Below are 21,551 nucleotides of genomic sequence, written 5' to 3' on the forward strand. Positions count from 1 at the left end.
ATATTACGCTTAATGGTTGATAAAGATAATCTATTATTCTTTCTGTCTCAATTCTGGCTTGATTTAATATGCCTAAATCCGTTGGGTATTTGATGTCTGCTGGCGCACAAGTCGCATCTAAAATTAGTTTACCTTTATTTTTTATTTTTTCTCCTTTTTCTTGGAGACAATCCTTTTTTTTTACTTCTTTATCACTCTTGTCTATTTCTCTTTTTACTATTTTTTTATTGATTTTGTTTATCAATTCTCCATCAATTCTTTTCCTAAAATGAACTAGCATTGAAGATTCCAGTGGTGGCTCTTGTTGATAACAATTTAAACCTATAAAGTATTGTAGATAGGGATTTTCTCTAATCTGTTCTATAGTTTCTCTATCACTTGTTCCTAATTTTTCCTTAATAATTAATGTCCCTAATGCCATTCTAAATAGTTTGGCTGGCGCACCTTTTTCTGCTGAAAAAAGTTTAGCATATTCTTCCTCAAAATCATCCCAAGGTATCAACTCTGCCATGATTACCCAACGATTATTGGGGGACAATTTGCCCTCGAAAGGTAATTCAAATTTTTCTGGGGGCGGTAAAGGTTGCTCCTCTTTTCGATACATTTGTTCTTGACCAACAACTGGGAGGTGTTTCTACCAATTATAGCGGTTTGTAGCCGACAAAGCTGATCTTTTTTGCGATCGCGAATATGGGTGTAACCTTTTAAAGAATAGGGTTTTGCTTTTATTCAGCAAACCCTAATTAGAGAAAAATGGTCAGAGACTCATATCCTACTTAGGGGTGATAGTGCCTATGCCCGTGAAAAAATCTTCTATTTTTGTGAAAATCAGCCTTTAGTTGATTATGTTATAGCTATGGGAACAAATGGCGTTCTTAAGTTACGAGCGGATGATGTAATTGAAAAAGCCAAACATGAATATGAAAAAAAACTAGTGCAGCTTGGCGAAAGTAATCCACCAGATTTTTACAGAAACTTTCGTGACTAGCCACGACAATGTGTTTCAATGAAACTAACGGAAGAATCTCGAAGTTGATGTCCATGATAAAAGCATTGCCAATTAACCTCTCCAACCTACAGAAAACAGTACTCCAACAAATAGTGAGAGGGACAACAAACCCCTATCGCCTTGTTAGACGAGCCAAGCTAATCTTAGCCGCAGCATCAGGAGAGAGCAATAGTTCGATTAGTCGAAGATTAGAATTAGACCTAGTACAAGTGCGTCAGTGGCGATCGCGATGGTTTGAGGAGAGAGAAAAACTGAGTGCCGCCGAAGAACAACAGGTAACGGAGAAAGCATTAATGGTCTTGATCAAAGGAATTTTAAGCGATCGCCCAAGACCTGGAACAACAAAATCCTTTACGGTCGAACAAGTAGTCCAGATTGTAGTGATCGCTTGTGAAGAATGTGAAAAATCAGACAGACCAGTGAGCCATTGGACACCTTCAGAGTTGGCGGATGAAGCCATAAAAAGAGGAATTGTCGAAAAGATTTCCCCCCGTAGTGTGGGGCGTTTTTAAAAAAGAAGCGACATTACAACCACATCTCGTTCGTTACTGGTTAAATGCCAAAATTGATGATCCCTTAAAATTTAAAAAGCAAGTCAAATATATCTGTGAACTTCATCAAGAAGCTAAAACTTTGTTAGAACAAGGAATTCATTTAATTAGTACAGATGAAATGACAGGGATTCAAGCTCTTGAGAGATTATTTCCGAACAAAAGAATCAAGCCTAAACAAGTAGAAAAAATCGAATTTGAATATGAAAGACACGGAACTTTAAGCTTGATTGCGAACTGGGATGTGGCAAGAGGAAAAGTTGTTAGTCCCTCTATTGGACCGACAAGAACAGAACAAGATTTTTCTGAACATATCCAGAGAACGATTAAGATTGATGAAAAAGCAGAATGGATTTTTATTGTAGATAAACTCAACACTCATAAATCGGAAAGCTTAGTCAAATTAGTAGCAGAAAGCTGTGGAATTACTATTGATTTGGGGAGAAAAGGAAAGGAGGGGATTTTGCAATCTATGGACAGCAGAGCAGATTTTTTATCAGATGAATCTCATCGAATTCGCTTTGTTTATATTCCCAAACATACATCGTGGCTTAATCAAATTGAGTGTTGGTTTTAGATCTTAGTCAGGCGTTTACTCAAAAGAATTACTGTCCGTTCAACTGAAGAACTATCCCAAAAAATTCTCAATTTTATTGATTACTTTAATCAACATTTTGCTAAGCCGTTCGTTTGGAAATTTAAGGGCTTTAAAGATCATAAGTGACTGGTGGATTATTTTTGCTAAGCTGCACTAGCTCCAATAACTGAATTAATGGATAGTTTATTTCAGAAAAAAGAAGATTTAGAAGAAGTTAAAAAATTAGTACCAATTTCTACTTGGTATCGCTCTATTCGTTATAAAACAGAAAAGTCATGGAGTTGTCAAAGAAGAGTAGTGACAAAAGTTTGTTATGGAAGTGATGGCTTAAAAATGCGCCATGTGGTGACATCTTTGCCCGCTTCAAAAATTCCACCCTCAAAACTTTATACAAAAAAATACTGTCCGAGAGGCGAGATGGAAAATCGGATTAAAGAACAACAATTAGACTTGTTAGCTGATAGAACTTCAACTCAAACATTTCAAAGTAATCAACTAAGATTATGGATACATTCCTGGGCTTATGTTCTCATAAATGCTTTTCGTCAACACTGTTTAAAAAAACTTCATTGGCTAAAGCAACTGTGGGAAGAATACGTCTAAATCTTCTTAAGTTGGGAGCCAGAATAAAGATTAGTTGTAGAAGAATTATTATCGCTATAGCTAGTGCTTGTCCTTATCAAGATATTTTGTCTATTGCTAACAAAAGAATTAAAACTATTCCTAATACTGGATAAGTAGAATAAGTTGTTTTTTAAAAAAGATATCTATCATAAGTTGTTGACTGACTGATACTTTCATTTAGTCTTATTTATCGTGGAGAAAATCAAAAGTTAATATAATTATTCCCTCTTAAACTCAATTTTTGGATAATCAAAGTCAATTTTTTTATTCATCTATATTCAAAATTTCTATTAGTCCTAAAAATTATCATTTTTCATCTCTGGATTAGGCTTTCAAATTAATTTGTGAGAAATCCGGGTACTGCACCATATTTAACTCTTAGGTGATCGATGCGAGGACGGGGAATATCGCGATAGATGTAGTACTTCGCTTGTAAACCCAGTTCAAGGTTGGAGGGTTCGTTAATTCCCTCGGGAGTAATTTCGCCGATTAAAGCAAATGTTCCATATTCATAGCGATAGGCTAGTTGCTTCCGATTTATGCTTGCTAGTGTTGTAACTGCTTCTGTTTCTCTAGAACGAGCTACTTGGACTAACAAACTGGGTATGGTTAAAGCCGCCAAGATACCCATAATTACAACAGTAATCATAAGTTCTAGGAGGGTAAACCCGAAAGGAATTGATCTGTTTTTTTGGCAACACTTGACTATTATTAAGCCAAAAAGCTTACTATTCTTCATTCTTCCTATGGGTTAGACTTAATATAGAATGTGTTCATAAGATACCCAGAAAGTTATCTTTATCTATCATCTGTAATATTACGTAATAAAAATGGGATGCTCCGAATTATTCCTTCTCTATCAACCTAATCTTTCCTGATTCCAATCCTTGAAAAATATCAGTAATTCCCGTTAATTCCTCTTGTGTAATAGGTTGATTACACAGCATTGCATCTAGAAAATATTTTTCATCCACTGAGGTTAACTTTCCTTGTTGAAGCACTCGTTTGATTTGAGTAATGAGATAAGAATGAGAATGGGTATAACTTAAATGGTACATTACAATTTCCTTGTATTTATCACATTTTTCTCAGCTTCTAATTGCTAAAAAGTTGTAATCAAAAAGAATTATCATGACTCAATGATAACAATCTTAAGAGTGGGTTAATTGTGATATCAGGAAAATATAGATGTGATCCTGATCAATTTTGCTTTTCTCAGGTGGGCAACTATTGCAGATTTGATCATAGACGTGATCCTGATCAATTTTGCTTTTCTCAGGTGGGCAACTATTGCAGATTTGATAATCGTTTTAAATGAGTATCTGCTTTGCCCACCCTACAGTGTAAGAGAAGATTTTGAGGGGATTATAATAAATCTAAGCCATGACTCAAACGACTTTTATCCCACCCTTTTTGATTAAGTAAAAGCCAAGATTGAATTAAATCAGGTCCGTGTAATTCACCCATTAAACCAGCACGAAGCGATCGCATCACTAATCCTTTTTTTACTTTGAAGTTTTTTGTCACTTGTTTGAGGGTATCTTTGGCTTCGTCTTCTGTTAACTGAGAAGATTCAGCAATCTTCTCTAAAACAGCTTGCAAAACCTCTTTGACCCCTTCTTGGCGCATTTGGGCTATAGCTTCTTCACTGTAGTCCACCCTGTCACCAAACAATAAGACACTTTCTTTAACCCCGTCACTCAAACGGGTAAGACTGGGTCCTATTAAGGTAGCCATTTGTTCTAACCAAGGGCGATCGCCGTCTACATCGACAGGATAACCCGCTTGTTGCCAATAGGGAACCAAGAGATCCACTAATTCCTCCCCTGACATTTTGTGTAAATATTGACTATTAATCCAATCGAGTTTATCCCAATCAAACTTAGCCCCGGGCTTATTAACCCGTTCTAAGTTAAACTGCTCGGCAGCTTGCGTCAAGGTGAAAATTTCTTCAGTGGAGTCTGGGGGAGTCCATCCCAAGAGGGTCATATAGTTAGCTAAAGCTTGGGGTAAAAAGCCCATTTTACGGAAGTCATCGATGGAAGTTACCCCACCTCGTTTTGACAACTTTCGTCCTTCCTGGTTCAAAATTAAGGGAGTGTGGGCAAAGTCTGGGACTGTTGCCCCAAAAGCCTCATATAAGAGAATTTGTTTAGCTGTGTTAGCGATATGATCTTCTCCTCGGATAACCTGGGTGATTTTCATATCCATATCATCCACCACCACGGCTAAGTTATATAAAGGTTGTCCAAAAGGTTGCTCAGGGTTATCAGCAATACGAGCGATTACCATATCTCCGCCGAGATCACTTCCTTTCCAGGTAACTTGACCTCGGATGAGATCCTGCCAAACAATTTCGCGATCGTCATCGATCATAAAGCGGATGACTGGTTTTCTCCCTTCTGCTTGAAAAGCAAGACGTTGTTCTTCCGTGAGATGACGATGACGGTTATCATAACGAGGGGCTTGATTTTTAGCTTTTTGGGACTCTCGCATCTGTTCCAGTTCTTCTGGAGTACAATAACAGCGATAGGCACAACCTTTGTCTAGTAGGGTTTGAATGGCTTGACGATAGAGATCGAGGCGTTGGGTTTGAAAGAAGGGGCCTTCATCCCAGGTTAAACCTAACCAGGCTAATCCTGATTTAATATTCTCTGTGTATTCAGGCCGCGATCGCTCTTGATCTGTATCTTCCACTCTGAGGATAAACTGGCCTTGGTTATGATGGGCAAATAACCAGTTAAAAACGGCGGTTCTGGCGGTTCCTATGTGTAAATTCCCTGTAGGACTAGGGGCGATCCGAACTCTAACTGTCACAAAATTTTCCCTGTAGTCAATGTTATTAAGTCCAACTTATCATCATAATTGATTTTAGGTTAACTCATTTTGAAACATTCAGGCCCCCAATCCCCCTTTAATAAAGGGGATTAGCTGGAAAAACCTGATGAAGCAAGAATCCCACACACTTCTACTCGTGAGACAGAGAAGTGATCTAAGCTCTTTCAACCAAAAAGGGCAGAGATAAGCGGTAGAATATCCATCCAACAAAAGTAGTAATTAAAGCTATAGCACTAGTGATCCAAAACCCTGTAAGATTAGTAATCTCCCCAGTGGTTATTAAGTCTCTTGTGGTTACCAATAGGGGAGTAACAGGATTAATGGCCACTAAAATTCCCCAGAGTCCCTCTGTAAGTTGAGGATAGATCACAGGAGTGACGAATATCCAGAACCGATTGACAAAACCGATTCCCCTATTAACATCACCATACAGACAAGAAAAAGGGCTTAATATTAATCCCATCCCTGTACCCAACATTACTAGTGCAGCTTGGCGAAAGTAATCCACCAGATTTTTACAGAAACTTTCGTGACTAGCCACGACAATGTGTTTCAATGAAACTAACGGAAGAATCTCGAAGTTGATGTCCATGATAAAAGCATTGCCAATTAACCTCTCCAACCTACAGAAAACAGTACTCCAACAAATAGTGAGAGGGACAACAAACCCCTATCGCCTTGTTAGACGAGCCAAGCTAATCTTAGCCGCAGCATCAGGAGAGAGCAATAGTTCGATTAGTCGAAGATTAGAATTAGACCGGGTACAAGTGCGTCAGTGGCGATCGCGATGGTTTGAGGAGAGAGAAAAACTGAGTGCCGCCGAAGAACAACAGGTAACGGAGAAAGCATTAATGGTCTTGATCAAAGGAATTTTAAGCGATCGCCCAAGACCTGGAACAACAAAATCCTTTACGGTCGAACAAGTAGTCCAGATTGTAGCGATCGCTTGTGAAGAATGTGAAAAATCAGACAGACCAGTGAGCCATTGGACACCTTCAGAGTTGGCGGATGAAGCCATAAAAAGAGGAATTGTCGAAAAGATTTCCCCCCGTAGTGTGGGGCGTTTTTTAAAAAGAAGCGACATTACAACCACATCTCGTTCGTTACTGGTTAAATGCCAAAATTGATGATCCCTTAAAATTTAAAAAGCAAGTCAAATATATCTGTGAACTTCATCAAGAAGCTAAAACTTTGTTAGAACAAGGAATTCATTTAATTAGTACAGATGAAATGACAGGGATTCAAGCTCTTGAGAGATTATTTCCGAACAAAAGAATCAAGCCTAAACAAGTAGAAAAAATCGAATTTGAATATGAAAGACACGGAACTTTAAGCTTGATTGCGAACTGGGATGTGGCAAGAGGAAAAGTTGTTAGTCCCTCTATTGGACCGACAAGAACAGAACAAGATTTTTCTGAACATATCCAGAGAACGATTAAGATTGATGAAAAAGCAGAATGGATTTTTATTGTAGATCAACTCAACACTCATAAATCGGAAAGCTTAGTCAAATTAGTAGCAGAAAGCTGTGGAATTACTATTGATTTGGGGAGAAAAGGAAAGGAGGGGATTTTGCAATCTATGGACAGCAGAGCAGATTTTTTATCAGATGAATCTCATCGAATTAGCTTTGTTTATATTCCCAAACATACATCGTGGCTTAATCAAATTGAGTGTTGGTTTTCGATCTTAGTCCGGCGTTTACTCAAAAGAATTACTGTCCGTTCAACTGAAGAACTATCCCAAAAAATTCTCAATTTTATTGATTACTTTAATCAACATTTTGCTAAGCCGTTCATTTGGAAATTTAAGGGCTTTAAAGATCATAAGTGACTGGTGGATTATTTTTGCTAAGCTGCACTAGGTCAATTTGGTCTCATTTTTATTTGAATAATCAAAATTGTGTACAGATTCCTTTTGCTATACAATTAGACTACAAAAATCATGAAACAACATAAAGGATTTGGCGAACCTAAAAAAACAGTATCCATCAAGTTAATTGAAAGAGAAAAAGTAACCGATAAGGGATTAATTGATATAATTGAAGAACATAATTTGAAATGGTTTGCTAAGGTAAAAAAAATGGAGTAAAACAGCAATGTGGACTAATTCCTGTTAATCATTCAAAGACAAAAAAAATTAAACTAACATTTTATTTAATCTTTGGTTATCCTTTTAATATTAAGTTAACCCAGCAGGAAACCGATGAATTGTCAACAAAAGTGACCAAACAGATATTAAGACAACTAGATATTATTAATTGAATTATGGCATTTTTTCTCAAATTTACTTTAATCTAAAAACATCGTAAAAAATTGGGATGATAGAAGTAATCTGAGGTAAGGTTTTGATAATATTAGACAAGAGTTACTAACCACATCTCATGACCCTCAAAACCCTTCCAGGCGAAAGTTATCCCATCGGCGCAACAGTAGAAAAAGATGGAAAACATGGGGTAAATTTTTGTATTTTCTCCAAAGAAGCGACTTTTATAGAATTACTATTATTTGCAGGGCAAAATGACCCCCAACCCTCCCATACTATCCCCTTAGATACTAAAACAAATCGTACCCATTATTATTGGCATATTTTTGTAGAGGGACTCAAAGCCGGACAAATCTATGCTTATCGGGTGCATGGTCCCTTTGATCTCAGTCAAGGCCATCGCTTTAACCCTGAAAAAGTATTACTAGACCCCTACGCTAAAGCCATTGTGGGATCTTCTATTTACAATCGAGAAGCCGCCAAACAACCAGGAGACAACTGCGCCCAAGCCTTACGTGGTGTGGTGGTAGACACAGAAACCTATGATTGGGAAGGGGACTGGACACAAAAACCTCGTTTACGCCAACCCTATTCTAAAAGTGTCATCTATGAGATGCACGTGGGAGGGTTTACCCGTCATCCCAACTCTGGGGTGGCCCCAGAAAAAAAAGGCACCTTTGCTGGATTAATTGAACCAGAAAAAATTGCTTATTTAAAAAGCTTAGGAATAACTGCCGTTGAACTATTACCCATTCATTACTTTGATGTAGAAGATGTCAAACCGGGACTTCAAAATTATTGGGGATATAGTACCATCGGATTTTTTGCCCCTCACAGTTACTATAGTTCCGATCAAAGTCCTCTTGGCCCCGTTAATGAATTTCGGGACATGGTGAAAGCGTTACATAAAGAAGGCATAGAAGTCATTTTAGATGTTGTCTTTAACCACACCGCAGAAGGCGACGAACGGGGGCCAACCCTTAATTTTCGGGGGATCGATAACTCAACCTATTACATCCTAGAAGAAGACCATTCACAGTACAAAAATTATGCCGGTTGCGGTAATACTTTTCGGGGAAATCATCCCATTGTGGGTCGTTTTATCTTAGACTGTTTGCATTATTGGGTCACAGAAATGCACGTGGATGGATTCCGTTTTGATCTGGCTTCGATTCTGTCCAGAGATTCATCAGGAACCCCCTTAGAAGACTTGCGAGGAACAACTCCAGATATTTTATGGATTATCGAATCTGACCCCGTTTTAGCAGGAACAAAATTGATTGCAGAAGCTTGGGATGCTGCCGGATTATACGATGTGGGAAGATTTGTAGAGTTAGCAGACTGGTTTGCTGAGTGGAATGGACCGTTTCGGGATGATGTGCGTTGTTTTGTCAAAGGGGATGACGGGATGGTTCCCCGTTTAGCCAGTCGTATTCTTGGTAGTCCCGATATTTATCACCGTGAAGATGTTGATATTAATCGTAGTATTAATTTTGTCACTTGTCATGATGGTTTTACCCTCAATGATTTAGTTTCTTATGATGAAAAACATAACGAAGGAAATGGGGAGGATAATTGTGATGGAGATAATCATAATAATAGTTGGAATTGTGGGGTAGAAGGGGAAACAAATGATTCAGTAATTAATACATTGCGACTGCAACAGATTAAAAATTTCTTCACCATTCTCTTTTTATCCCAAGGAACTCCAATGATATTAATGGGGGATGAAATAAAACGCACCCAAAGAGGTAATAATAATGTTTATTGTCAGAATAATGAGTTAAGTTGGTTTAATTGGGATGGGGTGGAAAGCGAATATGATTTATGGTGTTTTCTTCGACGTTTAATTTACTTTACTCAAGGGTTGGAATTATTTAATCAAGAGGAAAGGTTAGAGGTTGCTTATAATAATCCTAATCATCCTCATATTAGTTGGCATGGGGTAAAATTAGGAGAACCAGATTGGTCAGATTATTCCCACTGTTTGGCTTTTAGTTTACGTCATCCTGAAAAAAAAGAGTATCTTCACGTAATGCTTAATGCTTATTGGGAACCTCTAGAATTTGAATTACCTTGGTTGGGAGATGACGAGCATTGGTATCGTGTTGTAGATACTTCTTTACCCATCGATAAAACCATTTGTGAATTAGACGTTGCGGTTGAAGTAACTACGGGAAATTATACAACCAATGGACGATCTTGTGTGGTTTTAATGGCTAAAGCAAAACATTAATTATTATAGGGAAAAATTTGCTTACATTTATTGATTGAGACGTTTTTGCCAGTTTATTTTAGTTTCTTGTGCAATTGAGTAAATTTGACTATTATCTGGTATTAAATCAATGCTTTGAATCGCTAGATTTAACTGTCCTTTTTCCGCCTGCTCTTGAGCTAATTTGTAAATATTTTCACTTAGTTCTTCGATTAGTTTCTGGGCGTGATTGTAAGCTAATTCTTCTTTTTCTATCTCCTTTAAAATCCTAATGGCTTGCTTATATGATGAGGCTTGGTGTGCGATTCGTTGAGCTAGAAAGTTTGGAAACAAGCGTGTAGCTCGTTCAGAACATTGAAATCTGAATAACTGTTGATTTGTTGGCTAATGGAGCCACACTCGGAATCAAAGGAGAAAATCCTAAGAGTGACGACATAACCCTCCGTTTTGGACTTAGTAAACCCAGGATGGAAGCAGGGTTAGAAGGGGAACCCGTCATGAAGCAGCATGGTAAGTCGCTCCCCAAGTCAATCGGTCATGGTTAAACATTACGTTGAATCATCGACATGAACCCTCAAAACCGCCAAGTAGCCAAATATGTTTGATAGGCTGCGTTCAAAAGAACAAGGTAAAAAGTGGAGTTTTTCCATGAGCATCCACACAGATTCCTAAAAGTAACCTGGGGGAAAGATGAAACCTAAAACCGATATACCCAAATCAACGGAACGAATTAAGTCCATGATTGCTCTTACCACCGGTCGAGTAGGTAAGTAGGGACAAACTGAACCGCAAGGGTCATGGATGTGAGAAGCAATTAAGTTGCTAATGCCCACTTGTAATGAGTACGGATAAGCTGACGTATTGCTGGTTAATTAGAAGAAATAGTCTCTATTAGAGGTGAATATGTCGAATGCGAGTATAACCAAGACTACGCCAGAGTGGAACACAATTAACTGGGCAAAAGTCCAGAGAAAGGTGTTTAAGCTTCAAAAAAGAATATTTCAAGCTGTTAAATCAGGTAATAAAGTTAAAGCTAAAAAGCTTCAGAAGTTACTGTTAAAGTCACATTACGCAAAGCTCTTAGCCATACGCAAAGTAACCCAAGACAACCAAGGCAAAAAAACTGCTGGCGTTGATGGGAAAAAGGCATTACGCCCCAACCAAAGATTAAAGTTAGCCAAAGAACTAGCTTTAAAAGGTTACAAAGCAAAGGCACTCAGACGGGTTTGGATTCCCAAACCTGGAAGAGAAGAAAAACGTGGTCTGGGAATTCCCACAATGAAAGATAGAGTAATGCAAGCCTTGGTTAAATCAGCCTTAGAGCCATATTGGGAAGCCCAATTTGAGGGAACATCTTACGGTTTTCGTCCAGGCAGAAGCGCACAAGACGCTATACAAAGGATATACACGGTAATCAATTCAAAAGCCAAATATGCTCTAGATGCCGATATATCCAAATGTTTTGATAAGATTAACCATGACCACCTACTGTCCAAATTAGATTGTCCTAATAACGTCAAAATAGTCATTAAACAATGGCTAAAATGCGGTGTTATGGACAAGGGTATATTTGAGGAAACCGATTCAGGAACTCCCCAAGGCGGTGTAATAAGCCCTTTATTGGCTAATATTGCACTACACGGATTGATTAATGATATAAGAAACCAATTTCCTGCAAATAAAAAGAGGAAAGATGGTAGCTACAAAACAGGATACCAACCTGCAATCATCCGTTATGCCGATGATTTCGTAGTTCTCCATGAGGACTACGACGTTATTCTAAAATGTAAAAATCTAATTGCACAATGGTTGAAACAAGTCGGACTGGAACTAAAACCAGAAAAGACTTCCATCAGACATACTCTAAAAAGTATTGAACACGACGGAAAAACCATTGACCCTGGTTTCGATTTTCTTGGATTCAACATAAAGTCCTACCCCGTAGGGAAATACCACTCTGGGAAAACACCCCATCGTGAGATACTTGGATTCAAAACTATAATCAAACCAAGCAAAAAGAAAATACTAGCTCACCATGAGGCGATCAAAAAGGTCATAAATGCCAACAAGAATGCCCCACAAGCAGCATTAATTGCAAAATTAAACCCCATAATAAGAGGATGGTGTAATTATTACCGAACTGTATGCAGTAAGGAAACGTTCGACACCGAAGACCACATATTATGGAATATGCTGAGAGCCTGGACAGTCAGCAGGAAAAAGAATAGGACCCCACTGATTGAAGCCCTCAGAAAATATTTCTCATACGGAAGACGCGGAAAATGGACATTTCAAACAAATGGAATGGTCCTTTACTACCACGCCGAAACGGAAATAAAAAGACATCAATTGGTTAGGGCCGAAGTCTCACCATATGACGGAAACTGGACATACTGGAGCAAAAGACGGGGAATATACACTGGAACACCAATGAGAGTGTCAAAACTCTTAAAGAAACAAAAAGGTATCTGCCCTATCTGCAAGCAACACTTTACACCCGATGACTTGATAGAAGTTGACCACATAATCCCAAAATCGAAAGGTGGAAAGGACAGGTACGACAATCTACAAGCTCTACATCGTCACTGTCATGATGCTAAAAGCAAAAATGACTATCTCTATGATTGGTTAGATAATGGCTATGAATGGAAAGACGACGTTTTAACAGTACCCACGACAAGGGACTAATTGCCGAGAGCCGTGTGAGGTGAAAGTCTCACGCACGGTTCGGAATGGGAGTCGTGGTAGGTGACTACCACTTCGACCCCTAATCAGTCAGCAGGACAAAGAAAAAGACACCATTGACTAAAGCTCTAAGAAAATATTTCTCATACGGAAAATACGGACTATGGACATTTCAAACAAAAGGTAATGTCCTCTATAATCACGCCGAAACGGAAATTAAGAGACATCAACTGGTCAAGCCTGAAGCATCACCATTAGACGGAAACTGGACGTACTGGAGCATACATACGGGGTACATATACTGGGACACCAACTAGGGTCGCAAAACTCTTAAAGAAACAAAAAGGTATATGCCCTCAATGTAAGCAACACTTTACACCCGAAGACTTGATAGAAGTTGACCACATTATCCCAAAATCGAAAGGTGGAAAGGATACCTACAACAATCTTCAAGCTCTACATCGTCATTGTCATGATGTTAAAAGCAAAAATGACTATCTCTATGATTGGCACTTATAATGGCTATGAATGGAAGGACGATGTACTAACAGTACCCATGACAAGGGACTAATTGCCGAGAGCCGTGTGAGGTGAAAGTCTCACGCACGGTTCGGAATGGGAGGAGAGGTAAGCGATTACCTTTTCGACCCCTAATCGCTCACCAAAAAAAAAAGATTGATTTTCTAATCCTATGACCCTCTATCAACCGTTCTTAGACTATGCTATTTCTCTAATGCAAGACCAACTTTCCTTGCAACCCTATCCCATTCCTGAAGGGTTTGAGAGAAAAGAAGAGATGACAGGGAAGGGGAAAAGGCAGCAAAGGGTTGTCACTAGCAGCTATGCTTTTAAATCTCCCAAACTAAGACAAATTCGAGCCGCTCATGTTCAAGGGGGTAGTTCCCTACAAGTTCTTAATTTTGTCATCTTCCCACAGTTAACTTATGATTTGCCCTTTTTTGGCGCAGATTTAGTCACGTTGCCTGGGGGACACCTCATTGCTTTGGATATGCAGCCACTATTCCACGATAAAGCTTACCAGCAGCAATATACAGAGCCTATCTTGCCCCTTTTCAAAAGCCACCAACAGCATTTACCCTGGGGGGGAGATTTTCCAGAAGAAGCCAAACCTTTCTTTTCTCCAGCTTTTTTATGGACTCGTCCCCAAGAAACAGAAGCGGTAATTACACGAGTTTTCTCAGCTTTTAAGGACTATCTCCAAGCTTATTTGAATTTCGTGGAGCAAGCCAAACCGATTACTGATAGTCAAAGACTCGAAGATATCCTCCAAGCACAAAGGCGTTACATCGCCTACCGTGCGGACAAAGATCCGGCACGAGGAATGTTTACTCGTCTCTATGGACAAGCATGGACAGAGGAGTATATTCATGGATTCCTGTTTGATTTGGAACGCCAAATGGTAACGGTTTAGTGCCTCGTTGAGAAGCCGTTTCTGCCTCCTGAACCGAAATGGTTGAATGGTTAATTGACACTCCTCGACCTAAAGGTACGAGGATTCTTCAATCAACGACTCGTCTTGCTAATGCAGGATTGCTCCAACAAAAGTAGAGGACAAGTCTCCTGAAGTGTTCGGATCTAAGATCCAGGTTCCTGTATGCCCTACAGTACCCAAGGCTCGATTAAGAATATTAATGGCTGCGTTTTCGTCTCTATCTAATCGACATCCACAAGCACAAACATGAGTCCTTGTAGATAAGGATTTTTTAACGACAGCCCCACAATTAGAACAAATTTGGCTTGTATAAGCAGGATTAACTGCAACAGTTACTCTGCCCATTTTTTTTCCAAAATATTCTAACCATTTTCGAGCATTGATACCAACCAGCATCATTAATAGACTTGGCTAAACAATGTTTTTTCACCGCCGACCCACCTTGAATTGAATTCAAGGCGTGGAATGCGCTGCCGACCCTGCTGGATTTGAAATCCAGCAGGGTCGGCAGTGGAAAGCGGCGGTGCATTCCGCACTAAGTTTTTAATTCTCAAATCTTCATAGGCGACCAAATCTAAGAATTGGATTACGCAACGGGCAAGTCTTTTTGCGTGTTCTTCACGTTGCCTACTTAGGGTTTTGCTTTTATTCAGCAAACCCTATTTAATCAAAATATCCTCAGAACTTAATTGACTTTCTTCAAGTTCATTGGTAGCTAAAATAAATCTTCCTGCTTTCATAAAGTTTGTCCATTACTCTACCAATCTTGTCATCGTTTAAATATTCAGCTTTTATCCCTTCTCCGATTAAATGTTCTGTCGCTTTATCTTCAAAAAACTTAGGGAATAAGTACAGAGGTTGGGAAGTAAATCCTAATCCGTTAAGAAGAATCCCTTTTACGACTTGACCTGATGTTATCAATTCTCTGGGGTCAGAGCCAACAACTTCATTAATAATTTGTTCAAGACCAATATCATCAATAATTCCGGCAACTAATCCTAAGTGGTTGATAGTTTGAATCGAGTTTTCTTGTGATGATAACATCGTCTAAGCTTATTGAGAACTTTATCTTATTATCTCTTTTTTGACGAATCTTGTCTACAGTTGAAAAACTGTTTATTCCAATTGAAAACGAATTAACTCTCACACTTTTATCTTGTCAGGTTGAGATTATGTCTTGCAACCCCGTTATGAGTTCATTTGTTTGCCCACTGAGTTCTAGCGGGGTTCCAAGCCATAATCTTTTTTGCGACGAAAGATGTGCGGAATGTGGGTTGTAAAGTTGAAAGTACCAAATAAATATTTGTATAATATTGGCAGATATTTGAGCGGTGAAGGAAGAATTCCTCGCTTTCAGCGACGGGACTTGTCAAAGTTGATTACTAAATCCAAACGAGATAAAGCACTTATAGCTGATTCGCGTACATAGGAATCCACCGATTCATCATTGGCAAATGTTGTGAGGACTTCAGCACACTTCGGATCTCCAATGGAAGCGAGTGCGTTGACAATTGCCACCTGCACTGCTATGTTTTCTGTTGTCTTCAACGACTCCACTAAAATGGAGTATGCAGCTGAACCCATTTGACCTAATGCCATTACTGATGCAATATGAACCACCGGATTTGGGTCATTGATAGCAGCCTTCAATCCCTGCAAACCAGTAGAAGGAAAAGGTAAATCGGGATAATTAACAGCAATCTGTGCCAAGGCTTTAGCTGCACTTCCTCGTACCGTTACATTGTCACTATGCAGCAAGGATTCAACTACCAATGGGACGGCATCGATACCAATTACTCCTAGTGTTTTTACGGCTGCCCGACGATAAGTTGTATCTTCTTCATCCAAAATACTCATCAGATAAGGAATGGTGTTTTCATCGCGGGACTCGGCAATTTCCAACATTGCTTGCTCCCGTAGATGGGGGTTGGGGTGTTTTAGTTTGGCAAATAAGGAATCTGTGGTCATAGGATTACAAATCAAAGAAATGGGAAAAATTGACCCTAATTAATTACTCGATAAGCGCGTTTGTCGTCGATTAATTAATTAATTAGAGTGGATTGGAGTTGGGCTTTTGCTTGAATCAACCAGTCAGAGTCGTTGAGTGCGATCTCATGACCATTCCTGCAGCCAAGTTTTTCAAGTGCCATCAATGTAGCGTATTTTAAAACCCAGTTTTTTGATGAGAGGGTGGCTTTTAGAACTGGAATAGCCTTTGAAACCCCCAGTTCCCCTAATGCGATCGCAGCAGCGGCCCGTGATTTCTGATATTGAGGTTGAAGATTATGCAAGGCTTCTAGTAGTAAATCATAAGCTGGAGCATATTTCAACCAGCCTAATAGTTTGATTACATGAAAATGCGCTCCATAATCACTCTTCACTTCTTCCTCATAATTCGCCAATAGGGCCGATGCGGCGGTGTCTGCATAATGGTCGAGAATCGTTTTACTGGCCAGATAACATTTTCCAAAATCGGTTTCGTATAAGGTTCGTACTAAAACTGTTAAATCTGGCGTTGTCTCATAGCTATGCACTAAACCGAAATCATCGGGATGATCTCTAATGGTTTGCTCTAAAGGGGGTTGAATCATTTCAAAAGTGATTTCTTCGCTCTTCATACCTGCTTCTGCTAACATCCGAATACCTCGTAAGCGAAACACCAATGAGACAGGACATCGGGCTATATCCGGAATTGCATTGTAGTAACGAGCATCGATCAAATCCTGAATAGACAACCGCCTTGCTAAGACATTTTGGTGCTGCAACATGACTATCACTTTCCCCATCTGAGAATAATCCTTGCTAAAACGGCAAACTGAAGTAATGGCAGCACTAGCAATAAGAGGGTCAAGATCATTTATAAATTGGCGAATTCGGTCTATTGGACTTTGGACAAAAAAAGTTTGTTAGCGTATATTTTACGCTAAACTAAAATCCCAAAATATCGGCTCTGTATCAGTCAATAAAATTGGCTGACAAATAGGGCTAATCTATAGATTCTGAGGAAAACTAAGGAGCTTTTAAGTTTTCAGTTGATTTTTTGCTCCCTTTCTTGATAACATCATGACGAGTTCGTGGGGCTTTTTTGTAACCTTTAATACGTCCGGAAGAAAAACCTCGACGTTTGGGAAATTTGGCGAAAGTCCCCAAGGTCGTAATTATTCTTGAAAAGTCTCTTTGAACTAGACTAGGGGTGATTTTGATGGATTTATTAGTCTTCAAATACTGTTCCCAATCACGGGGTAAAACCACAGCTAATTTTCTGGCAGCCCACAAATTTACATAAGAAGGAAGTGTTAGTTTAAACCAATTTTCTTCATGATGTACATCGGGAGTTAAATAAGATGTCATCAATAATCTTTGTTTACCAAATCGAAAAAGATGTTCCATGTCATAACGTTGTCGATAACACTGATAACAATCAACTAAACTTAACTCATCGCGCCGAGAACCAATAACAATAAGCCACATAGGTTTCCAAATACTATTTCTTTCTTGAGCTCTGACAACAATCTGGAGTAAAGTAAAGGGGTGATTGTTCATTTTATAGTTTTTAGTTCCTCTCATTAACATCTGTTTCCATCCCGAAATAGTCACTGTTAATTGACGACCTTTTTTCGTTGTAAAGGGAACATGATGAACTTCATCAGGTTCAGTCCAAGTTTGGTCATCTTTAAGGTCAAATTTATCCCCATACCAACGGGGATGTCCCGAAGTTTTGGCTTGATTTTGGTCCCGAATAAATTGACGATAAAAAACTCGGTCACTTCTAACTCTTGTAATAGTAACTACGTCTTCATGCTTAACTTGTTCCCCAATAAAATCCTTTTGGCTGTAGTCACTATCAGCCACTAAGACAGATAATTTATCAGAAAATAAAGAACTTTGCCAGATTTTTTTTAGTTGTTGATTGCCTTGATTTACTCCTTTATGTTTAGAGGGGACTCGCTCTCCTGATAAGGGGACAGCCCAAGGGACTTTTTCTGTGTCTATTTGGTCAGGTAAAGCGCAGATAACGGAATAACAATGTCCAATATTAATGGGTTTATTTCCCTTAATTGGATTGGGGTAATGAATAAAGGTTTTATCCGCTAACGTTTCGGCAAACCGTCGTGGACAGGGAGTTGTGTCAATACCAAATAAGTTATAATGTTTTGAAGTGGGAGGAATTGTTCTCGATACCGCTGAAAATAAAGTCTCAATTCTCTGTTCATAATTAGGGTCAGTTTGAGTGGGTAAAAACTCTTGAATTCCTCTATATAAACTGTTATAATCTCTTCTAAATAAAGGATTGAGAGACAATTTAACGACTGAGTGAGCTTGTTGGTTACTGGAGAGAGCCTCGAGTAATTCTATAATAGTTTCTTTTCTAGCTTTTAGTTCTTGGAAGAGGTTAGACCTCCACACCAGGAATTCCTCGACAGACGTAGCCGTTTCATTTTTGGTCATTTTTAAAATTTATTACCTTATAAATTAGCGGAATATATACGCTAACATCAAAAGAGGTTGTTTGTTACAGTTAAGGCTAATGTCATCACATTCCGAACTTAAGACCAGTCAAGATGTCCACCTGAGAGCCAAACAAATTAAGAGTCTAATTCGCTCTCTTAAACAGAAAATAAAGAAAATTGAACGGGAAGGGGAAGTAGCACCAGCTAATTGTCATATTATTCGTTATCAGGTTAATGGAAAGGGAACAATCTACTGGTATTATAAACTACAGGCTGCTGAATCAATTTTTCCTATGGCCACTAATAATGAGAAAAAAACCAAATATAAATATTTAGGACGAGCCGGAAGTTCTGCTCATATTGATGCTGTAGAAAAACTCACTAGAAGAAATCTCATTGATGAATGAGAACGAGTCATTCAATCTCTAACTGAAAGCTACTTAGATATCTATATTGGAACCGAAACTGAATGAAGCTATTTAATATTTAAAATCCCCTAAAAAGATGGAAAGAGAGTTTTTAAAATCACCTTAATTCTCTATTTTAGCTCTGGAGATATGTTTAGCGTAAAATTTACGCTAACAATTGTTTTTTATCCAAAGTCCAAGGTCTAGGGCCGGTTCATAATTTAACTTAGTTAGGGTGTGGATAATAACGCGGTAAGTTTGCCCAGGTTTGTCAAGTAATTGAGCAATATCTTCAAGAATATTTAGATCACTGGTGCCAATTTCTCCCACTGCCCAAACAGCATTTTCTACTGTAGGGTTTGCTGAAAAAGTTTCTCCAAAATTTATGCCACTTTTGACCAAGAATTTTCTGACAAATCAATAAGTTTTAGTACATAAAAATTGTTTAAAGTATAATCAAAATTAATGAAAGGCGGTTTGACGAGTTCCCCTGTTCTATTATTAGTAAATAAGGACAAAAAAAGCGACAAAAACTGCCTCAGAAGTTTAGAAAGATTGACAACTAAAAATGTAATAGCAATAGATGTAATGGAGGTTTCAGGGAGTTTTGTCATCACGAGATTTAGGCTACATCTTCGTTTAGCTTGTCCAAACTTTCCCTCAATAGCATTACGGAAGCATTCATCGGAGTGGGCTTGTTTCTTTTCTTCTTCACTGACATTTTTCGGAGGTCTTCCTAACTTCGGACCACTGATTCTTATCCCTCTTTCCTTACACCAATTTCTGTTTTCCCTAGTTCGATAAATTTTATCTACATGGACGGATTCGGGATAATAGCCAAACGTTTCTTTATACTTTTCTACTTGTTCTTTTAAATGACAAGATTCATTGAAGTTTTCCCAACTTATTTTGTATAGAAACACATAGTTATCTACACAGCTTACTGAGAGTTTAGCTCCAAACTCTATTGGTTTTCCTGCTTTTCCCCTCACTATTGGACGAATATGCCGTTGAGTTAAACTTACAATTCTTTGAGGAACACTCTGGGTCTTATTCTCCCACATTGACTGTTGTTGTTCATAAACTTTTTTGATAGTCTCTAGACAATTTTTCTGTCTTTTACTCAGATTTTCCTGGGAAGCCCCAGCTTGAATTAAGTCTTCTATATTTCCTAAATTTTTCTTAAGGTATTTTAACTGTTTCCCGATAGCTTTTCTTCTTTCTTGATAAGATACTTTTCGTTTTTTAGCTACTTTTAAGTATTCCTTTCTAGCAATTTTTCTAGAAGTTCTCGGCTTTTTTCTCAATTTTACTCTTAATGGTTTATAAAGATTATCTATTATTCTTTCTGTCTCAATTCTGGCTTGATTTAATATGCCTAAATCCGTTGGGTATTTGATGTCTGCTGGCGCACAAGTCGCATCTAAAATTAGTTTACCTTTATTTTTTATTTTTTCTCCTTTTTATTGGAGACAATCCTTTTTTTTTACTTCTTTATTACTCTTGTCTATTTCTCTTTTTACTATTTTTTTATTGATTTTGTTTATCAATTCTCCATCAATTCTTTTCCTAAAATGAACTAGCATTGAAGATTCCAGTGGTGGCTCTTGTTGATAACAATTTAAACCTATAAAGTATTGTAGATAGGGATTTTCTCTAATCTGTTCTATAGTTTCTCTATCACTTGTTCCTGATTTTTCCTTAATAATTAATGTCCCTAATGCCATTCTAAATAGTTTGGCTGGCGCACCTTTTTCTGCTGAAAAAAGTTTAGCATATTCTTCCTCAAAATCATCCCAAGGTATCAACTCTGCCATGATTACCCAACGATTATTGGGGGACAATTTGCCCTCGAAAGGTAATTCAAATTTTTCTGGGGGCGGTAAAGGTTGCTCCTCTTTTCGATACATTTGTTCTTGACCAACAACTGGGAGGTGTTTCTACCAATTATAGCGGTTTGTAGCAGACAAAGCTGATCTTTTTTGCGATCGCGAATATGGGTGTAACCTTTTAAAGAATAGGGTTTTGCTTTTATTCAGCAAACCCTAAGTAGTTATAGCGTTATTCTTTAATTTTGCGCAGCAAACCGTGAGCCTTGAAAGATAGCAACAAAGATGAAAAATTTATAGATGCTATTTTAAGAAAGACACAGTTTTATATTGGTCTAGATGATCATTACTGGCAGCAGAAAATAAAGGTTTCCTCTATGCCATCAACTCTCGAAACCAAAGAGCATTCATACAAGTTTGAATGTAGGAGAAGGCTAAACCCGCATTTCTCACAAACTGATCAGTAATCAGCTAGAGGTTAGATGTGGCTTATTTTTCAAGCGATCGCTTAAAATGGCACACTGTTATTTTTTACTCGCCCCTCAAATCAAGGTTAAACTCAGACTACATAATGGTTTGAAGTTTAGCGATCGCAGAATTTGTGAGAAATGCGGGTCGCGCCTCTC

General features: G+C 38.4%; 15 protein-coding genes and 9 pseudogenes. 12 read left to right on the top strand and 12 right to left on the bottom strand.

Annotation, left to right across the window (positions count from 1 at the left end):
• Positions 1–604: transposase (locus tag CWATDRAFT_RS03515; protein WP_042711160.1), on the bottom strand; the 604-nt coding region annotated here is incomplete at its 3' end.
• Between the two features lie 135 nt (positions 605–739).
• On the opposite strand from CWATDRAFT_RS03515, the pseudogene CWATDRAFT_RS32795 reads away from it, so the two are divergent.
• From CWATDRAFT_RS32795 to CWATDRAFT_RS03530, 4 genes and pseudogenes are all read left to right on the top strand, one after another.
• Positions 740–949: pseudogene (locus tag CWATDRAFT_RS32795) on the top strand (transposase); the annotation flags it as partial.
• A gap of 47 nt (positions 950–996) precedes the next feature.
• Complete coding sequence (locus CWATDRAFT_RS03520; RefSeq protein ID WP_007303698.1) at positions 997–1,521, top strand: helix-turn-helix domain-containing protein; 525 nt, start codon at positions 997–999, stop codon at positions 1,519–1,521.
• 121 nt (positions 1,522–1,642) lie between these two features.
• A pseudogene (locus CWATDRAFT_RS03525) lies at positions 1,643–2,284 on the top strand (transposase).
• A gap of 48 nt (positions 2,285–2,332) precedes the next feature.
• Positions 2,333–2,895, top strand: a pseudogene (locus CWATDRAFT_RS03530) (transposase).
• A gap of 224 nt (positions 2,896–3,119) precedes the next feature.
• Here the strand turns inward: CWATDRAFT_RS03530 and CWATDRAFT_RS03540 are convergent.
• The 3 genes from CWATDRAFT_RS03540 to gltX form a co-directional block, all read right to left on the bottom strand.
• Positions 3,120–3,431, bottom strand: coding sequence for a type IV pilin protein (locus CWATDRAFT_RS03540; RefSeq protein WP_071892142.1), 312 nt, complete (start codon positions 3,429–3,431; stop codon positions 3,120–3,122).
• 196 nt (positions 3,432–3,627) lie between these two features.
• Positions 3,628–3,840 carry a hypothetical protein gene (locus CWATDRAFT_RS03545; RefSeq protein WP_007309239.1) on the bottom strand — a complete coding sequence of 71 codons (213 nt, stop codon included), beginning with the start codon at positions 3,838–3,840 and terminating at the stop codon, positions 3,628–3,630.
• 307 nt (positions 3,841–4,147) lie between these two features.
• On the bottom strand, positions 4,148–5,599 hold the full coding sequence (gene gltX, locus CWATDRAFT_RS03550; RefSeq protein ID WP_007303702.1) for a glutamate--tRNA ligase: 1,452 nt from the start codon (positions 5,597–5,599) through the stop codon (positions 4,148–4,150).
• Positions 5,600–6,165: 566 nt separating this feature from the next.
• Here gltX and CWATDRAFT_RS03560 point away from each other — a divergent pair.
• The 4 genes from CWATDRAFT_RS03560 to glgX all read left to right on the top strand — a co-directional run bounded on the left by CWATDRAFT_RS03560 (position 6,166) and on the right by glgX (position 10,121).
• Positions 6,166–6,747, top strand: coding sequence for a helix-turn-helix domain-containing protein (locus CWATDRAFT_RS03560; RefSeq protein ID WP_007303150.1), 582 nt, complete (start codon positions 6,166–6,168; stop codon positions 6,745–6,747).
• A 64-nt stretch (positions 6,748–6,811) separates the two neighbouring features.
• Positions 6,812–7,453 carry a transposase gene (locus CWATDRAFT_RS03565; RefSeq protein ID WP_007303704.1) on the top strand — a complete coding sequence of 214 codons (642 nt, stop codon included), beginning with the start codon at positions 6,812–6,814 and terminating at the stop codon, positions 7,451–7,453.
• 111 nt (positions 7,454–7,564) lie between these two features.
• Positions 7,565–7,711, top strand: coding sequence for a hypothetical protein (locus tag CWATDRAFT_RS36950; RefSeq protein WP_021836417.1), 147 nt, complete (start codon positions 7,565–7,567; stop codon positions 7,709–7,711).
• A gap of 292 nt (positions 7,712–8,003) precedes the next feature.
• Positions 8,004–10,121: a glycogen debranching protein GlgX gene (gene glgX, locus CWATDRAFT_RS03570; RefSeq protein WP_007303705.1), complete on the top strand. Its 2,118-nt coding sequence runs from the start codon at positions 8,004–8,006 to the stop codon at positions 10,119–10,121.
• Positions 10,122–10,148: 27 nt separating this feature from the next.
• On the opposite strand, the gene CWATDRAFT_RS03575 is transcribed toward glgX, so the two are convergent.
• Positions 10,149–10,433 (bottom strand): hypothetical protein, encoded by a 285-nt coding sequence (locus tag CWATDRAFT_RS03575; protein ID WP_007303706.1) that lies wholly within the window; start codon positions 10,431–10,433, stop codon positions 10,149–10,151.
• Between the two features lie 570 nt (positions 10,434–11,003).
• Here CWATDRAFT_RS03575 and ltrA point away from each other — a divergent pair.
• The 3 genes and pseudogenes from ltrA (at position 11,004) to CWATDRAFT_RS03585 (ending at position 14,217) form a co-directional block, all read left to right on the top strand.
• Complete coding sequence (ltrA, locus tag CWATDRAFT_RS03580; RefSeq protein WP_007303707.1) at positions 11,004–12,788, top strand: group II intron reverse transcriptase/maturase; 1,785 nt, start codon at positions 11,004–11,006, stop codon at positions 12,786–12,788.
• 83 nt (positions 12,789–12,871) lie between these two features.
• Positions 12,872–13,356, top strand: a pseudogene (locus tag CWATDRAFT_RS41615) (HNH endonuclease); the annotation flags it as partial.
• A gap of 120 nt (positions 13,357–13,476) precedes the next feature.
• The gene (locus tag CWATDRAFT_RS03585) at positions 13,477–14,217 is read left to right on the top strand and encodes a phycoerythrobilin:ferredoxin oxidoreductase (RefSeq protein ID WP_007303709.1); all 741 of its coding nucleotides are present in this window, start codon (positions 13,477–13,479) and stop codon (positions 14,215–14,217) included.
• A gap of 108 nt (positions 14,218–14,325) precedes the next feature.
• Here the strand turns inward: CWATDRAFT_RS03585 and CWATDRAFT_RS39305 are convergent.
• The 5 genes and pseudogenes from CWATDRAFT_RS39305 to CWATDRAFT_RS03610 form a co-directional block, all read right to left on the bottom strand.
• Positions 14,326–14,873: pseudogene (locus tag CWATDRAFT_RS39305) on the bottom strand (RNA-guided endonuclease InsQ/TnpB family protein); the annotation flags it as partial.
• Between the two features lie 100 nt (positions 14,874–14,973).
• Positions 14,974–15,282: pseudogene (locus CWATDRAFT_RS03595) on the bottom strand (DUF4277 domain-containing protein); the annotation flags it as partial.
• 309 nt (positions 15,283–15,591) lie between these two features.
• Positions 15,592–16,206, bottom strand: coding sequence for a HEAT repeat domain-containing protein (locus tag CWATDRAFT_RS03600; RefSeq protein WP_007303712.1), 615 nt, complete (start codon positions 16,204–16,206; stop codon positions 15,592–15,594).
• A 74-nt stretch (positions 16,207–16,280) separates the two neighbouring features.
• Complete coding sequence (locus tag CWATDRAFT_RS03605) at positions 16,281–16,874, bottom strand: HEAT repeat domain-containing protein (protein ID WP_232286990.1); 594 nt, start codon at positions 16,872–16,874, stop codon at positions 16,281–16,283.
• A gap of 373 nt (positions 16,875–17,247) precedes the next feature.
• A complete protein-coding gene (locus CWATDRAFT_RS03610) occupies positions 17,248–18,687 on the bottom strand; it encodes an NF041680 family putative transposase (RefSeq protein ID WP_007303714.1) in 1,440 nt (479 codons plus the stop codon).
• Between the two features lie 79 nt (positions 18,688–18,766).
• Between CWATDRAFT_RS03610 and CWATDRAFT_RS03615 the strand changes: the two are divergent.
• Positions 18,767–19,162, top strand: a pseudogene (locus tag CWATDRAFT_RS03615) (hypothetical protein).
• Between the two features lie 135 nt (positions 19,163–19,297).
• Here CWATDRAFT_RS03615 and CWATDRAFT_RS03620 read toward each other — a convergent pair.
• Positions 19,298–19,450: pseudogene (locus CWATDRAFT_RS03620) on the bottom strand (HEAT repeat domain-containing protein); the annotation flags it as partial.
• 29 nt (positions 19,451–19,479) lie between these two features.
• Positions 19,480–21,006, bottom strand: a pseudogene (locus tag CWATDRAFT_RS32815) (IS5-like element ISCwa2 family transposase).
• Between the last annotated feature and the right edge of the window lie 545 nt (positions 21,007–21,551).

The organism is Crocosphaera watsonii WH 8501 (assembly GCF_000167195.1).
GTDB lineage: Bacteria > Cyanobacteriota > Cyanobacteriia > Cyanobacteriales > Microcystaceae > Crocosphaera > Crocosphaera watsonii.

What these genes read in the sequence shown, in the direction of transcription:
- CWATDRAFT_RS03605 (WP_232286990.1), bottom strand. Translation starts at nt 16,874, where the DNA reads ATGTTAGCAGAAGCAGGTATGAAGAGCGAAGAAATCACTTTTGAAATG.
- CWATDRAFT_RS36950 (WP_021836417.1), top strand. Translation starts at nt 7,565, where the DNA reads ATGAAACAACATAAAGGATTTGGCGAACCTAAAAAAACAGTATCCATC.
- CWATDRAFT_RS03560 (WP_007303150.1), top strand. Translation starts at nt 6,166, where the DNA reads ATGTGTTTCAATGAAACTAACGGAAGAATCTCGAAGTTGATGTCCATG.
- CWATDRAFT_RS03540 (WP_071892142.1), bottom strand. Translation starts at nt 3,431, where the DNA reads ATGATTACTGTTGTAATTATGGGTATCTTGGCGGCTTTAACCATACCC.
- glgX (WP_007303705.1), top strand. Translation starts at nt 8,004, where the DNA reads ATGACCCTCAAAACCCTTCCAGGCGAAAGTTATCCCATCGGCGCAACA.
- CWATDRAFT_RS03585 (WP_007303709.1), top strand. Translation starts at nt 13,477, where the DNA reads ATGACCCTCTATCAACCGTTCTTAGACTATGCTATTTCTCTAATGCAA.
- CWATDRAFT_RS03520 (WP_007303698.1), top strand. Translation starts at nt 997, where the DNA reads ATGTGTTTCAATGAAACTAACGGAAGAATCTCGAAGTTGATGTCCATG.
- ltrA (WP_007303707.1), top strand. Translation starts at nt 11,004, where the DNA reads ATGTCGAATGCGAGTATAACCAAGACTACGCCAGAGTGGAACACAATT.
- CWATDRAFT_RS03545 (WP_007309239.1), bottom strand. Translation starts at nt 3,840, where the DNA reads ATGTACCATTTAAGTTATACCCATTCTCATTCTTATCTCATTACTCAA.
- CWATDRAFT_RS03610 (WP_007303714.1), bottom strand. Translation starts at nt 18,687, where the DNA reads ATGACCAAAAATGAAACGGCTACGTCTGTCGAGGAATTCCTGGTGTGG.
- CWATDRAFT_RS03600 (WP_007303712.1), bottom strand. Translation starts at nt 16,206, where the DNA reads ATGACCACAGATTCCTTATTTGCCAAACTAAAACACCCCAACCCCCAT.